Below are 14,729 nucleotides of genomic sequence, written 5' to 3'. Positions count from 1 at the left end.
CTAAAAAAGGTGATACCCCTCACGGTATTGTTCACCGAATAGGTATCACCTCTTTAAAATATAGTTTTGAAATGCTTTAGCGTTAAAGATATTCAACGAACTGGTTTAAGTCACGCTCATGCAGTTTAGCTTCACGGCAATTCGCCGAACCTAAATATAAAAAGCCCACGATCATATCTTCACCTTGTACGCCTAATGCTTCACGTACAACGGGATGATAAGCCCATGAACCTGTGCGCCAAAATCCAGAGAAGCCTTGTGCTACCGCCGCCATCTGCATCGCTTGTACCGCACAACCTGCTGATAAATGTTGCTCAATCACAGGGACTTTATGCCCTTCTGTTACCTTACTGACAACCGTAATGACCATGGGTGCACGAAATGGAGCTTTAGATGCTTTTTCAATCACAAACTCTTCGAGATCATCAGCTTTAGCCGCTGAAACTAAAATATCAGCAAGACGTTGTAATCCATCACCTTGAGAGACAATAAAACGCCATGGCATTAAACCACCGTGATCGGGGGCACGCAGACCCGCTCGAAAGATATTATCCAATGCTTCACCTTCAGGTGCAGGTTCAACAAGTTTAGGAATAGAGCGACGATTGAGTAACAGTGATAACGCGTCCATGACAACCTCAAATGAAAATAGTTATTTTTTAAATGTATCATGGACACTACAAGAGATTAAGGTTCTACCCCTTTATTTTTAGCATATTCATAACCTGTCTAAATATAGAGGGCTATCGCAGCAATATCAGATAGAGTGCTTAACCAATAGCTCTTTTGCTGGCTCAGATTTCACTTCCAATTGCGCTAACTCATGCTCTAATTTTGGTGTTAACCACGCTGAATTAACTCCCCAGTAAAAGAAAAATAAACTGACTAGAGCAACAACAGCCATATCATAACCAAATGGAATAATATTGATCCCACCAAATTGATCACTGCCAATAAACGAAAGTACAACCATAGTGACAAAATAACCCAGTAACCAAGCACTCGACTTCATGTGTTGTTTAATATTTTTCCAACCGCGTTTATTTTGAAAGTAAGCATAAATCACAAACCCTAGCAGTAGGATAAAGATCACTTTGCCCGTCAACGGCCAACGAGACCAATAAAGCACTTCAGATGAGATAGCAAAACCTAATGGTGCAATGATTTGTAACGCTTTTAAACGAACAGGACGTTCAGCATCTGGAGCAAGCTTTCTCAGTGACATCGCCGCCATCGGACCTACAATGTAGGTGACAACCGTTGCCGCAGAAATAATCCCAGCTAATTGTCCCCAGCCTCGGAATAGGTATAAGAAAATAAAGCCAACAAATAAATTCACCCACAATGCTGCACGGGGAATATGATATTTCGGGTGTAATTTTGACCACGATTTTGGTAGGTGGCCATACTCACTCATCGCAAATAGCATCCGCGTTGTTGTCCCCATATAGGTAATACCAGTTCCAGACGGAGAAACAAAAGCATCAACATAAAGCAACATCACAACAAGGTTAAGGTTTAGTGCTATCGCTAATTGAGCAAATGGTGATGAGAAATCCAAACTCCAACCTTTTACAGCAAGCTCCGATGGTTCAACACCACCAATGAAAGCGGCTTGTAACCCTAAATACAAAAATACAGCGATGATAAGCGTCAGAATGATTGCTCTTGGTAAATCTTTACCAGGATTTTTAGATTCTCCAGCAAAGTGCATCGGGCTTTGGAAGCCATTATAAGCAAAGACGATACCTGCTGTTGCTACGGCCGTTAATGATCCAGCCCATCCATAGGGCGCAAAGGAATGATTAACAGCGGTAAAGTTTTGCGGATGAAAGCCTGCCGCGACAATCGAAGCGACACTGAAAATTGGGATCGCTATTTTAAAGATCGTAATACTGGTCTGAGATTTACTAAATAAACTGACACTCCAGTAATTAAGTAGAAAGTAAATCAGCATTAATCCCGCCGCAATAAGTAACCCAACGAACGACAAACTTTGGGTTTGAGCATTAAATATTGTTGATGTAATAGGTTTAGCCCATTCCCACTGCCAAGAATGCATGTACTGTACCGAGGCTTCAGCTTCAATAGGAATAACGGTCACAATTGAAAGCCAAGTAGCCCAAGCCGCCATATAGCCAACAATGGATCCATGAGTCAGCTCTAAAAATCGAACAGGACCACCAGATTTAGGGAACAAGGTTGCGACCTCGGTATATGTCAACGCGACAACCAACACAGCTATACCGCCTATCACCCATGAGACGAGTGAGGCAGGTCCCGCAATTTTTGCCGCGTGATAGGCGCCAAAAAGCCACCCCGAACCAATTATCGAGCCAATACCTGTCATGGTTAACGATACTAAGCCCATCTTCCTTTTAGGCTTTAGCTCTAAATTATTATTCATTTATAGTTATCCTTCCTGTTATTAATACTGACTTTACAAACTGCTCTTATTAGAACTAAAAGCAGACAATGCTATCCAAAGTGAAAATTCAAAAAATTAACATTAATAAAAAGTGGTTTTGTAGTTGTAATATTAATAATGCTGTAGCAGAGGTAACTAAGCAGAAGCGTTTACTTATATGTTTTTAGCGATTCCTATATTTTTTATCATTTCATAAAGTCGTAGGTCAATAACGACAGCCTTTTACTAACACGACAGTACCAACTAAAAATTTCTATTTTATTCTCTGAGTATTGAATATATTTGGAATGGGCGTAAATTTCACATTTATATTTTCACTTTTTTATATCTTATTTTAATGTTTATTCGCCACATCTGATTAATATCATCAAAACAGAACAATTCTCTTTTCTTACCACCACCAAGAAAATAAAAAACCCACTTTAAAAACATAAAGATAAAAGCAAAAACCCATCATTTACTTTGAAACACCATTAATTGCACTACGCATTTTTAAGATCTATACCACATCTTTAAGTAAATATATTTACACGTTTCATTTAAAAACATGGAATATTTCTAAGTGTTTTTTATATCAATTAGCGATGGGTATATTTATCACCCTTACTTTTATTCAATATAAAAATAAATCATTCATCCAATATGTATCTTTAATTTTTTAAAACAAACAATGTTTTATATTCAGTGAAATGGAGTAATTATATAGGTTTTATTTTTTACTTAATTAAATATAAATCAATGAATATATTAACTTTAATATTTTTATAAAAAAATCATTAATTAAAATCGATTTTTTTTATTTCAAAAATGAAAAGATTTTGCATTTTTTTGTTAAGTACTTGTTCAGAAAGTAACTGTTAGGTTCAATTGGTTGCATTTATTTGTTTATTTTTAACAATGATCAAATAAGAAATAGTGACTAAGTATGCGACCTATAAAAAATAACGACAGGGCTAGTTTAACGACCAATTAAATTAAGCTCTTTTGAAAGTAATGTTGAAGTACGAATGAGATGTAAGCTCACGTTGTCAGCACCTTGGCTTTTCAAGTGTGCTTGACGGCTAATACATCAAATTCGACAAGGAGTGCAAATGAGTGATTTCAACCCAGGAATCATGATCGGTGTCTTCAGCCTTCTCGTCTTTGCGGTGATCGCTTCCATTTTATTTATTAGTAAGTCTATAGGTGGATTTGGTCGTCGTTTTGATAAAGAACAGCCTTTCGAGTGTGGGCTTTTACCCTCTGGAACAACAAAGCATAACTTTTCTATTAGTTATTACCTCATCGCTGTTGCGTTTCTCATTTTTGAATTAGAAGCCGCAATCCTTTTTGCATGGGGAGTCGACTATTGGCAACTCGGTATACCGGGTGTCATTGCTGGCGTCACCTTTTTGGTGATTTTACTTTTAGGGTTCATTTACATGATACGTAAAGGTGTCTTTCAAATCGGAGTGTATGAGTCATGAGCGATATAATTCAAACCGTTAACGTCGGTAATTCCTCGAATGAAAAAGGCAACAACATCATTACCAATATTGTTGGTAAAGTTGATGAACTTATTTCCTACAGCCGGAAGCATTCGCTCTGGCCTTACAACTTTGGGACATCTTGCTGTTTCGTTGAAATGATGACAGCAGCGACGCCTCGCTATGACATGGCAAGGTTTGGTTCTGAAGTACTTCGTGGCTCGCCACGCCAAAGCGATGTACTTATCACAGCTGGTACCTGCTTTGTGAAAATGGCACCGTTAATGAAGCATATTTATGATCAAATGCTTGAGCCTAAATGGGTTATTTCAATGGGATCTTGTTCAAACTCGGGTGGTATGTATGACATTTACAGTGTTGTACAAGGCGTCGATAAAATTCTTCCTGTTGACGTCTATGTCCCTGGTTGCCCACCTCGTCCAGACGCCCTACTCGAGGGTTTGATCATGCTTCAAGAGCACGTTCAAGCTAACCCAGTATCTGTGCTAAGTAAAAACCGTAAACCACTCGGTTTGAGGGTCGAATAATGAATAATAACGATCGTCAAATACTCATTGAGCGTTTCGGTGCTAAAGCGCCAAACCACGAAATCATTGGTTGTGAAAGTTTCGAGATAAAAAAAGAACACCTTATCGATACCTTGCACTTCCTAAAAAATGCGGCTTCTTCACAATTTGAAATGCTGTTCGACCTTTCAGCAATTGATGAATGTGAACGTGGTGGCGGACTCAGTGTGTTTTATTACCTGCTGAGTGTGAAAAATAAGCAATTTATTTCCATTCGCACACACATTGCTAATGACACCATTGAAGTACCTAGCGTGGTTGGACTTTGGCCTAACGCGAATTGGTATGAGCGTGAAGTCTATGACATGTTCGGGATTAAATTCACTGATCACCCCGATCTACGTCGTATCTTAACTTTTGATTTCTGGAAAGGTCACCCACTGCGTAAGTCTTATCCTTGTCGTGCCACCTTAATGGATGAACCTTTCGATCTTGCAGGACCTGACTTTGATGATGTTATGAAGTCCTATGATATTCAAGGTAAGCAAGACGATGGCAGCATGGTATTAAACATCGGTCCCAACCACCCCGGTACCGATGGCGTTATCCGTCTAAAAGTTAAAATGAAAGGCGAGTTCATTGAAGACTTGGATCAAGAAATTGGCTTCCACCATCGCGGGGCAGAGAAAATTGCCGAGCGTCATACTTTTCATAACTACATCCCTTATACCGATCGTATCGATTACTTAGGTGGTGTAGCGGGTGAACTGCCCTACTTACTAGGGCTTGAAGCAATGACTGGGATTGAAGTTCCCGAACGTGCCAAGACCATGCGGATTATGTTATGCGAATTATTCCGAATTTCGAGCCATCTTGTATGGTTTGGCAGTATCACGCATAACCTAGGGGGTATGGCTCCCGCTTTTTATGCTTTCACCGAGCGTGAAAAAATCTTCGATGTTATCGAGTTGATCTGTGGCGGTCGTATGCACCCTGCGTTCTTCAGAATTGGTGGTGTTTCTCAAGATTTACCTGATGGCTGGAAAGAAAAAGTTGAACATGCTTGCCAAGGTATCGAACAGCTTGTCCCCGATCTTGAAAAGTTAATGACCCACTCAATGATCTTCAAAGTACGGACACAAAACATTGCGGTTTACAGTCAGTCAATGGCACTTGATTGGGGCTTAACAGGACCAAACTTGCGTGCGACAGGCATTAACTTCGATATGCGTAAAGATTTCCCTTATATGGGTTACGAAGATTACGACTTTGACGTTCCTGTTGGCCAAGATGGTGATGCCTACACCCGTACCGTTCTCCGTGTGCAAGAAGTGGTTGAGAGCTTGAAGATCATTCGACAAGCGGCGGCACGTATGCCTGAAGGTCCTATCCTTGCTGACAATGCGCCTAACTTTGGTTTTCCGCGAAAGCAAAATGCATTACGTGATATCGAAACCCTGATCCACAGTTTTGTTGATACCGGCAGAGGCTTTAATTTCCCGGTTGCTGAAACCTTTTACGCAACGGAAACCGCTAAAGGGGTCACAAGCTACCACACCATCAGTAATGGAACTGGGTGCCCTTACCGTGTCCGAATCCGCACACCTTCATTTACACATTTCCAATCCGTTAAAGCCGTTTCTAAAGGCGACTTATTGAGCAATATCATCTGTTTAATCGGCTCTATCGATTACGTACTCGCTGATATTGATCGCTAAACAATAAAAACAACATCCCATGTAGATGTTGAGACGAATAAGCGAATGTCGCTCGTCATAAATAAAGTCCGCAATGTGAGGAAATCATGTTAACAGATCAAGAAAGAGCTCATCTGGAAGAGCATATTGCTCATTACCCAGAAAAAAGAGCCGGTGCCATCTATTGTCTTTATTTTATGCAAGATAAATATGGCTATATCACCAAACCAAGTCTCAACCTTGTTAGTGAACTTACAGACCTATCAACAACGCAGTTAGATGAACTTATTACGTTTTATACGCTTTTGCGCCGACGTCCTGTTGGTCGCAATATCATGCGTGTCTGTGACAGCATTTCTTGCCATACCCGAGGTGCGAAAAAAGTGCTAGAAGCGGCAGAAAATGCAACAGGTAAAGCATTAGGAGAGATCGCTAATGATGGCAGCATTACCGTTCTACCCAGTATTTGTCTTGGACTATGCGATCGCGCTCCAGCCGCTCTAATCAATGATGATCGTGTTGAAGGTGAACTAACACCTGAACGCATGAGAATGATCTTAACTGAATTAGCAGAAGAAGAGATCAAGCTATCAGAGAAGCCTGATTACCAAAACATTATTTCGATGCTGACTCCTCAAGATGCGCCAGCAAAACCCAATGAAGAGGTGATGTAATGGATTTAGTACTTTCACGTAACTTTCATCATCCAAAACCATTAAATTTTGCTGAGTACTGTGAAAATGGTGGTTACCAAAGCCTTAATGCCATTATTGGTCAACCAAGAGAGCCTTTACTGGCAGAACTTAAAGCATCTGGTCTACGTGGCTGTGGTGGTGGTGGTTTCCCAACGGGTGTGAAATGGGGCTTCCTTGCAAAAGATGCTAGTCACCCCGTTTACTTAGTCGTGAATTTAGATGAATCAGAACCGGGCTCGTTTAAAGATAGACAAGTGCTTTATCGCGATCCGCACACTATTTTAGAAGGCGTTATCGCAAGTAGTTACATACTTGGTGCAGACAAAGCATTTGTTTTCATTCGTGGAGAATATCGCGAAGGGGCAAAAGGACTTGAGAAAGCAGTACAAGAAGCACGAGCGGCTGGGCTTGTGGGTGAAAATGTCATGGGCTCTGGCTGGGATCTTGATGTTGACGTTCACTTAAGTGCTGGGCGCTATATCTGTGGTGAAGAAACCGCCCTACTCAATGCTCTTGAAGGCTACCGTGGTAACCCGCGTTCTAAACCGCCCTTCCCTATCGTAAAAGGTCTGTGGGGACAGCCAACCATAGTCAACAATGTGGAATCCATCTGTCATATTCCTTGGATCGTTCATAAAGGTGCCGAGTGGTTCAAATCTCAAGGTAAAGGTGATGCCGCAGGAAGCCATATTTACCAAGTGTCTGGTCCGGTCAAAAAGCCTGGCTTCTTTGAGTTGCCATTAGGGACTACAGCTAGAGAGCTTATTTTCGAGCACGCTGGCGGATTACTTGACGATCGTGAGCTTGTCGGTTTTCTACCAGGTGGTGCCTCAACGCAATTCATGCTCCCTGAACATCTCGACGTTCCCCTCGATTGGGACGGCCCAGCGACTGTGGGTTCACGTTTAGGTACTGGCGGGATCATTGTGATGGACGATGCGATTTGTCCAATAGACTTCATGATCAACCTGACAGAATTTTTCGCAAGAGAATCATGTGGCTACTGCACACCTTGCCGTGATGGCTTGCCGTATGTCGTGCATGTATTGAAAAAATTTGAAACAGGAGAAGCGACCTCCAAAGATCTGGATCTGCTTCATGAGCTCTGTGAAACCATCTATCCCAACACTTTCTGTGCGCTTGCACCGGGGGCGCTGATGCCAATCATGACTGGATTAAAACACTTCAAACATGTTTTTGAATCCCATATTGAAGGGCAACGCTGTACTCACAACCACCAGCTAACTGCGGAGGCATGTTGATCATGGGAACTATCTATATAGATGACAAAGCTGTCGAATTTGAGCCAGGACAGAATGTGTTAGACGCTGCGCGTAAAGCGGGGATCGATACACCTTATTTTTGCTACCACCCAGCATTAGGTGCCGCAGGCTCTTGTCGTATTTGTGCCATGGAAACCGTGCCACAAAAAGAAGGTGAAAAGCCGCGTACCGTCATGACTTGTAGCATTCCAGCACAAGATGGCCAGCAATTTCGTTTTAAATCGCCAAAAGCAAAACAAATCCAAAAAGCCGTGGTTGAGTTTTATATGACCAACCACCCCAATGACTGCCCTGTTTGTGATGAAGGCGGTGACTGTCACCTTCAAGACACAACCATCAGTGTCGGCCATGCTTACCGCCACTATGATGGACAAAAACGTACCATGCCGGATCAATTCCTAGGTCCGTTAGTATACCAAACCATGAACCGCTGTGTGACCTGTTATCGCTGCGTACGCTTTTATCAAGACTATGCGCTTGGTGATGATTTTGGTGCAATGGGGTCAAGCAATCACGTGCTTTTCCGTCGTACAGAAGATGGTGCATTCGATAGTCCATTCTCAGGCAATTTAGTCAGCGTATGTCCAACCGGCGTTTTTACCGATAAGGTTTACCGCCGTAAATACAGCCGTACATGGATGTTAGAAAAAGCGCCTTCAATCTGCTCTGGTTGTAGTGTGGGGTGTAATATCGAAGTTGGTGGACGTGAAGGAACCCTACGACGCGTTCAACCTAACAACGAAGAATCAAAAGTAAATCCTTATTTCATCTGTGATCGTGGTCGTTATGGGTCTCATGGCACCGAGTCGCACTCAAGACCTAAATACGTATCAGAGCAAGGTAAAGTCGTAAAAACATCACCTCTAGATGCACTGAAAATAGCCCTTGTTAGAGCTGAAGGTCATGTGGGTATTTTAGGTTCCGTAGAAGAAGATCTCACGACTAACTTGGCACTTAAAGCTATTGCAAAAGAGATGAATGCGCCGTTCTCACCATTTATTTCACCGCAACAAGAAGCCTTGACGAAAACCGCTGTAGCAGCGAATAACAATGCGCCTTCTATATCAGATATAGAGCAATCAGATACGGTTTTCGTGTTAGGAGAGCTCACTGAACATGCGCCTATGCTTGATCTTGCGGTACGCCAAGTTATCAAAGCTAAAAAAGATGTGTATGTATTACATGCAACACCTTCTCACCTCGTCACAGCCTTGAATAAACTTCAGCGAGGCCATGTTAAAGCATTAGCACCAAGCCAATGGCAAGACTGTTTAACACAAATTAACACAGCTGTTCATGATGGTGCTGTGGAAGATCTCTGGATTAAAGATGTTGCCAATGCACTAAAACAGGCGGAAAAACCCGTCATTATTGGTGTGGCTGAACTGCTTAACACTGCAGATATCTCTCTACTTAATACCATTACAGAGTCACTTGCACCTACAGCCAAAATGGCGATTGCTTTACCGAGTGCCGGTTCTGTTAATGCAGCATTAACAGCACAAGAAAACTCATGTGCTGAGCTGATGGCGCAAATAGAGAGTGACAAAATAAAGACATTGGTTGTTGTCGGCAGCGATCCGCTGAATACCAATCACCCACACTGGCATGCATTGCATGACAAGCTAGACCAATTGATTGTGATCGATAAAGTCTTAACCAAAACAGCACACTTAAGCGACACCTTATTGCCACTCGCAGCATGGCCAGAAAGGGACGGTATGACGATTAACTATGAAGGTAGACTACAGCGTTTTAGCAAGGCTTTCGCGAGAAAAACAGCCACGATTGACGCTCATGACATGATTGAAACCTTAATGAAATCACCTGAGACAATCGAGCAATGGTTAACTGAGCTCGCACCGACGCTACCTCAAGCTGGTGATGACGGGATCATCATCGAAAAAGACAAGTTTAAGTGCACTGAATTACCGCTTGAACAGAAAACAAATCCACCAGCAATTCAAAGTACTCAGCCGCAAGTTGCACTGAGTAAATGGTTTGGTGAAGGATATGTTGCCGATCATGCGCCTGAAATCCGCTCTCTCAAGCCAGGATCTTCCGCTTCAATAAATCCCAAACTGGCTGCCTCGCTAAACCTTAGCAATGGTGATCAATTAATGATTATTTGCGGTGATCAGAAGTTGGTACGCCATGCGGTGATTTCCTCTCAAGTTGCTGACCTCACGGTTGCTTTAAATCAAGCAGATATGCGCCTACTTCAGGCTGATATTGCTTCACCATTGTGTCTTGAGCGCACCTCTGAGCTTTTTATTGATGCTGATAAAAAGGAGGAAATCAAAAACATTATTGGTAGTGCATCGGTCATCATGATGGGAGAAGCCTAATGGATTCATTGCAGTACTGGATTTTTATTCTGGTCGGTATGGTTATCACTATCTTTGGTTTGATTTTAGTTGCAGGCTATACCGTTCTATTTGAACGTCGCTGTCTAGCCTTGTTGCAAGACCGTTACGGCCCTAACCGAGCAGGTCCATTAGGGTTATTCCAAGCACTATGTGATGCAGCAAAACTGCTAACAAAAGAATATTTCATGCCCGGGTTTGTCGACAAAAAGCTCTACGCTTTAGCACCAATCCTTGTCGTGGTATCGATTCTTGTTAGCTTTGCCTTACTGCCTATAGGTAAAAATATCTCATGGGCAGCAGACTTAAACATCGGTCTGCTCTTTTTGATGGGATTAAGCTCCATTCACGCTTATGGAGTCTTTTTAGGCGGATGGGCATCAAGCTCGAAATACACCATGCTTGGCGCAATTCGTACTATTGCTCAGTTAATCAGTTATGAATTAGCAATGGGTATGGCGGTATTGGGTGTGGTTATGCTTGCTGGCAGCTTTAGCTTAACGCAAATTGTTGATGCACAAACGACACCGTATATCCTCCTTCAACCGGTTGGCTTCCTTGTATTCCTAATCGCAGGTATTGCAGAAACTCACCGCTTGCCATTCGATATGCCTGAAGCCGAAAACGAGCTTAATGCCGGTTTTAATACTGAATATGGCGGTATGCCTTTTGCGATGTTTTTCCTTGGTGAATACCTAGGTGTGATCCTCGTTGGTGCAATGGCAACAACCTTGTACCTCGGCGGATGGCACGGACCATGGGCTGAAGCCTATCCGCTTGTTGGCGTCTTATGGTTTGTATTGAAAACCTTCCTGTTAGTTTTCTTCTTTGTATGGATGCGTGCCAGCTTACCGCGAACACGTTACGACCAGCTCATGGCATTCGGTTGGAAATTCTTACTTCCAATCGGCATCGTCAACATCATTGTGACCGCCCTTGTCGGTACATTCTGGATGTAGCCCCCAACATTAGAGAGAGACAATCATGAAAGTTATACAGATTTTACAAGAGGTCACAGGGGCTTTTGCGGCAACCATTAAGCACGTTTGGGCACCACGCGATACGGTTTGTTATCCAGAGGTAAAACCAGACTTACCTGAACGCTGGCGCGGTCGCATTGTATTAACGCGCGATCCTGACGGTGATGAACGTTGTGTTGCTTGTTATTTATGCTCTTCAGTATGCCCTGCCAATGCAATCACCATTCAAGGTGCTGAGCGAGAAGATGAGCGGCGATATGCCAAAACATTCGAACTGGATTTCAGTCGCTGCATTTTCTGTGGGATGTGTGAAGAAGCATGTCCAACCCTATCGATTCAATGCACCACTGATTTTGAAATGGGTAAATATTCTCGTGACAAGCTGCTTTATGAAAAAGAAGACTTACTCATTGATGGCACAGGTAAACACCCAGACTTTAATTACTACAAGCAAGCAGGTGTAGCAATTACAGGTAAAGCTATCGGCGATGGTGAAAATGAAAAACCACCAATCGATGTGTACTCTCTGCTGCCATAAGGACATCATCATTCATGTTAACTTGGAATATTATTTTCTATGCCAGTAGTGCCATCATGCTATTGGCGGCAATCAGTTTACTGTTTGTCAAAGAGCCGATGCATGGTGCGGTGTATTTAACCACATCGCTACTCGCACTGGCTGTTATTTTCTATTTATTGGGTGCGCCGTTTATTGCCGCGTTACAAATTATTTTGTACGTCGGGGCAATCATGGTGTTGTTTGTCTTCTTCATTATGTTGAGTCCGGCAAGCCGCACCTTCCCACTCACGGCCAATCGCACTGTCATTTTACCGGTGATCTTACTAACCGTTATGTTAGTTGAGGCTTTCATCGTTCTACATCACGGTCATCAGTTCTATACAATTGAAACGATCAAAACCATCAGTCCTAAAGCTGTTGGTGCGGATTTATTTAATCATTACAAACTCGCGATAGAAGCGCTATCAACGCTCTTACTTGGTGCGTTAGTCGCTGTGATTTATCTCGCGGCACAAATGAAAGTTCGCCACTCAGAGACTGATGATAAAGTGGAGGAGCACGCATGAGTCCACTGACTATCTTAATTTTATCCTTTGCCATGTTCATTATTGGCCTCCTCATTGTTGTTGTTCGCCGACAGCTGTTGTTCGTACTTATGGGTATCGAAGTCATGCTTAATGGCGTTGCGTTAGCCGCGGTTGAAGCAGGTCAACATTGGGGAAATCCAACAGGACAAATCATTACTATCTTTTTGATGATTGCAGCAGGCTGTGAGCTTTCTGTTGTCTTGATGCTCGCCATGTTGTCGTACAAACACCTAAAAACAACCCGTATCGACAAACTTAACCAGCTTAGCAATACATTAATTAGTAAGGGAGAACTGTAATGAATACATGGTTATGGTTAATTCCTGCCGCTCCGCTTTTCAGCGCCGCCTTAATTGTCTTATTTGGCAAGCACTTTCCGACTCGTGCAAGCGGTATACTCGCTTCACTCTCGGTCTTAGTGTCGGCTGTACTCACAGGCATGCTATGGCTATCCAGTGATTTTAACCCAGCTTTCCACCAGCAATTATGGACGTGGATGGCTGTTGGTGATTGGAACGTCAACATTGGATTATCGGTTGATCGCCTCTCGCTAGTAATGATGACAGTGACAAGCTGGGTTGGATTTCTTATCCACTTGTTCTCCGTTCCCTTCATGCGCCGTGATTTTGGTGAAAGACGCTACTTTTGCTATTTAAATCTATTTGTTGCTGGGATGTTGTTCTTTGTGATGGCGGATAATTTAATCCTGCTATACACAGGTTGGGAAATCATGGGGCTATGTTCATACGGACTGATTTCTCATTACTACAACAAAGAAAAGAATGTGTACTCAGGACGTAAAGCATTCGTCGTAACACGAATTGGCGATACCTTACTTGCGATTGGTATCTTACTGACATTCACCGTGTTCAAAACCGTTAACCTTAACGAGATCTATACTATTGCCAGCCAGCAATCGATAAACTTATGGTTAATTGGCGCGATTTGTCTTCTATTCTTGTTCGGCGGTATGGCGAAATCAGCCCAGTTCCCGTTCCATGTTTGGCTTCCTGAATCAATGGCAGGTCCTTCTACGGTATCGGCATTGATCCACGCAGCAACCATGGTAACAGCTGGGGTGTACTTGATTGCACGTAATCATGTGCTCTTTAATTTAGTACCTGATGTCACATGGTGGGTATCACTTGTGGGTGCATTTACGGCGTTTTATGCCGCGACATGTGCGCTGGCGCAGAACGACATCAAACGTATTCTCGCCTACTCAACCATCAGCCAAATTGGCTATATGTTTGCTGCGCTAGGTGTGGGTGCTTATGATTTAGCTATTTTCCACGTCATTGTTCATGCGTGTTTTAAAGCACTGCTATTTATCAGCTCTGGTGTCATTATCGATATGTTTAATCACGATCATGACATTCGCAAAATGGGCGGTCTCGGCAAACGACTGCCTTGGCTTAAATGGACTTACCTAGCAGGCTCTGCAAGTTTAGCCGCACTGCCTGTCATCACTGCAAGCTTCTTCTCAAAAGATGCCATCATAGCAGCAACGGAAACAGGCTATTTAGGTTGGTTACTGGGTGCACTTGGTTTAGCGGGCGCATTATTTACCAGTATTTACAGCTTCCGTATGTACTTTATGGTCTTCAATGGTGAAAACCGTACAGCATTTAGTGAACCTCGCTACCTGAAAAATAATGGTCTTCCTTGGCAGATGAAAGTTTCAACGGGTATTTTAGCCGTTGGTTCGATCGCTATTGGTTGGATGCAGTTTCCTAACGAATGGTCTTTTGGCCCTCACCTATTCCTCCCGTGGATTGACAGTCAACTAGGTACAGCGCCAGAGATTGCAACCTCTGCAGGTCTTATGCTGCAAGTTGTTGGCTCATTAGTCGCTATTGCTGGGGTATGGATTGCATACATCTTAGTAAAACAAGAGCTTAAACAGGGGCATGGCATCGGTAATTGTCAATTCCTGAACTCAGCATGGTATATCGACGACCTGTCAAAACTAACGGTTATTCGTGGCTTCAAAGGTCTTTCCAAGCTGCTAGAAACGGTTATTGAACGATGGGTGCTGAATCAGGCCATTGTGAAAGGGATCGCGGCAATGTTATCTCTCTCAGGCGAAGCCGTTAGTGATGTACAAGGCAGCCAGCTTTCTCGTTATGTCATTATGATGATTGCAGGTTCTGTTCTTCTGCTTTTTTACTTGGTTTGAG

Annotated in this window: 13 protein-coding genes; 11 read left to right on the top strand and 2 right to left on the bottom strand. The window is 42.8% G+C overall.

Translation table 11 applies throughout. From position 1 onward, the window contains the following. Positions 1-82: 82 nt before the first annotated feature. Both C9J46_RS01905 and C9J46_RS01900 read right to left on the bottom strand, forming a co-directional pair. A complete protein-coding gene (locus tag C9J46_RS01905; protein WP_107206121.1) occupies positions 83-631 on the bottom strand; it encodes an NAD(P)H nitroreductase in 549 nt (182 codons plus the stop codon). Between the two features lie 126 nt (positions 632-757). Beyond that, positions 758-2,407, bottom strand: a complete 1,650-nt coding sequence (locus tag C9J46_RS01900; RefSeq protein ID WP_107290480.1) for an APC family permease — start codon at positions 2,405-2,407, stop codon at positions 758-760. Positions 2,408-3,519: 1,112 nt separating this feature from the next. Between C9J46_RS01900 and C9J46_RS01895 the strand changes: the two genes are divergently transcribed. From C9J46_RS01895 to nuoL, 11 genes are all read left to right on the top strand, one after another. After that, a complete protein-coding gene (locus tag C9J46_RS01895; RefSeq protein ID WP_006646494.1) occupies positions 3,520-3,894 on the top strand; it encodes an NADH-quinone oxidoreductase subunit A in 375 nt (124 codons plus the stop codon). Next, a complete protein-coding gene (locus tag C9J46_RS01890; RefSeq protein WP_107290479.1) occupies positions 3,891-4,442 on the top strand; it encodes an NADH-quinone oxidoreductase subunit B in 552 nt (183 codons plus the stop codon). The genes C9J46_RS01895 and C9J46_RS01890 overlap by 4 nt, the downstream gene beginning before the upstream one ends. Beyond that, the gene (nuoD, locus tag C9J46_RS01885) at positions 4,442-6,139 is read left to right on the top strand and encodes an NADH dehydrogenase (quinone) subunit D (protein ID WP_107262033.1); all 1,698 of its coding nucleotides are present in this window, start codon (positions 4,442-4,444) and stop codon (positions 6,137-6,139) included. Before C9J46_RS01890 ends, nuoD begins: the two co-directional genes overlap by 1 nt. Positions 6,140-6,225: 86 nt before the next feature. Continuing rightward, the gene (gene nuoE, locus C9J46_RS01880; RefSeq protein WP_107290478.1) at positions 6,226-6,792 is read left to right on the top strand and encodes an NADH-quinone oxidoreductase subunit NuoE; all 567 of its coding nucleotides are present in this window, start codon (positions 6,226-6,228) and stop codon (positions 6,790-6,792) included. Beyond that, complete coding sequence (gene nuoF / locus C9J46_RS01875; protein ID WP_107290477.1) at positions 6,792-8,075, top strand: NADH-quinone oxidoreductase subunit NuoF; 1,284 nt, start codon at positions 6,792-6,794, stop codon at positions 8,073-8,075. The genes nuoE and nuoF overlap by 1 nt, the downstream gene beginning before the upstream one ends. A 2-nt stretch (positions 8,076-8,077) precedes the next feature. Then, a complete protein-coding gene (nuoG, locus tag C9J46_RS01870) occupies positions 8,078-10,444 on the top strand; it encodes an NADH-quinone oxidoreductase subunit NuoG (protein WP_107290476.1) in 2,367 nt (788 codons plus the stop codon). Continuing rightward, a complete protein-coding gene (gene nuoH / locus C9J46_RS01865; protein WP_045062688.1) occupies positions 10,444-11,421 on the top strand; it encodes an NADH-quinone oxidoreductase subunit NuoH in 978 nt (325 codons plus the stop codon). Before nuoG ends, nuoH begins: the two co-directional genes overlap by 1 nt. A gap of 22 nt (positions 11,422-11,443) precedes the next feature. Further along, entirely contained in the window at positions 11,444-11,980 is a 537-nt protein-coding gene (nuoI, locus tag C9J46_RS01860; RefSeq protein WP_369750685.1) for an NADH-quinone oxidoreductase subunit NuoI, read from the top strand. Positions 11,981-11,994: 14 nt separating this feature from the next. Further along, the gene (locus tag C9J46_RS01855; protein WP_107262041.1) at positions 11,995-12,528 is read left to right on the top strand and encodes an NADH-quinone oxidoreductase subunit J; all 534 of its coding nucleotides are present in this window, start codon (positions 11,995-11,997) and stop codon (positions 12,526-12,528) included. Beyond that, positions 12,525-12,848, top strand: a complete 324-nt coding sequence (gene nuoK / locus C9J46_RS01850; RefSeq protein WP_005368949.1) for an NADH-quinone oxidoreductase subunit NuoK — start codon at positions 12,525-12,527, stop codon at positions 12,846-12,848. Before C9J46_RS01855 ends, nuoK begins: the two co-directional genes overlap by 4 nt. Then, positions 12,848-14,728, top strand: a complete 1,881-nt coding sequence (gene nuoL / locus C9J46_RS01845) for an NADH-quinone oxidoreductase subunit L (protein ID WP_107290475.1) — start codon at positions 12,848-12,850, stop codon at positions 14,726-14,728. Before nuoK ends, nuoL begins: the two co-directional genes overlap by 1 nt. Position 14,729 lies beyond the last annotated feature (1 nt).

Source organism: Photobacterium sp. GB-36, from assembly GCF_003026135.1.
Classification (GTDB): Bacteria; Pseudomonadota; Gammaproteobacteria; order Enterobacterales; family Vibrionaceae; genus Photobacterium.
Note: the sequence above shows the minus strand (reverse complement) of the source record. Positions and strands in the feature narration are given on the sequence as shown.

Bases quoted from the DNA above. Each gene is read 5' to 3' on its own strand.
- nuoK (WP_005368949.1), top strand. From the start codon at position 12,525: ATGAGTCCACTGACTATCTTAATTTTATCCTTTGCCATGTTCATTATT.
- nuoE (WP_107290478.1), top strand. From the start codon at position 6,226: ATGTTAACAGATCAAGAAAGAGCTCATCTGGAAGAGCATATTGCTCAT.
- nuoF (WP_107290477.1), top strand. From the start codon at position 6,792: ATGGATTTAGTACTTTCACGTAACTTTCATCATCCAAAACCATTAAAT.
- nuoH (WP_045062688.1), top strand. From the start codon at position 10,444: ATGGATTCATTGCAGTACTGGATTTTTATTCTGGTCGGTATGGTTATC.
- C9J46_RS01855 (WP_107262041.1), top strand. From the start codon at position 11,995: ATGTTAACTTGGAATATTATTTTCTATGCCAGTAGTGCCATCATGCTA.
- C9J46_RS01895 (WP_006646494.1), top strand. From the start codon at position 3,520: ATGAGTGATTTCAACCCAGGAATCATGATCGGTGTCTTCAGCCTTCTC.
- nuoD (WP_107262033.1), top strand. From the start codon at position 4,442: ATGAATAATAACGATCGTCAAATACTCATTGAGCGTTTCGGTGCTAAA.
- nuoL (WP_107290475.1), top strand. From the start codon at position 12,848: ATGAATACATGGTTATGGTTAATTCCTGCCGCTCCGCTTTTCAGCGCC.
- nuoG (WP_107290476.1), top strand. From the start codon at position 8,078: ATGGGAACTATCTATATAGATGACAAAGCTGTCGAATTTGAGCCAGGA.
- C9J46_RS01905 (WP_107206121.1), bottom strand. From the start codon at position 631: ATGGACGCGTTATCACTGTTACTCAATCGTCGCTCTATTCCTAAACTT.
- C9J46_RS01890 (WP_107290479.1), top strand. From the start codon at position 3,891: ATGAGCGATATAATTCAAACCGTTAACGTCGGTAATTCCTCGAATGAA.
- C9J46_RS01900 (WP_107290480.1), bottom strand. From the start codon at position 2,407: ATGAATAATAATTTAGAGCTAAAGCCTAAAAGGAAGATGGGCTTAGTA.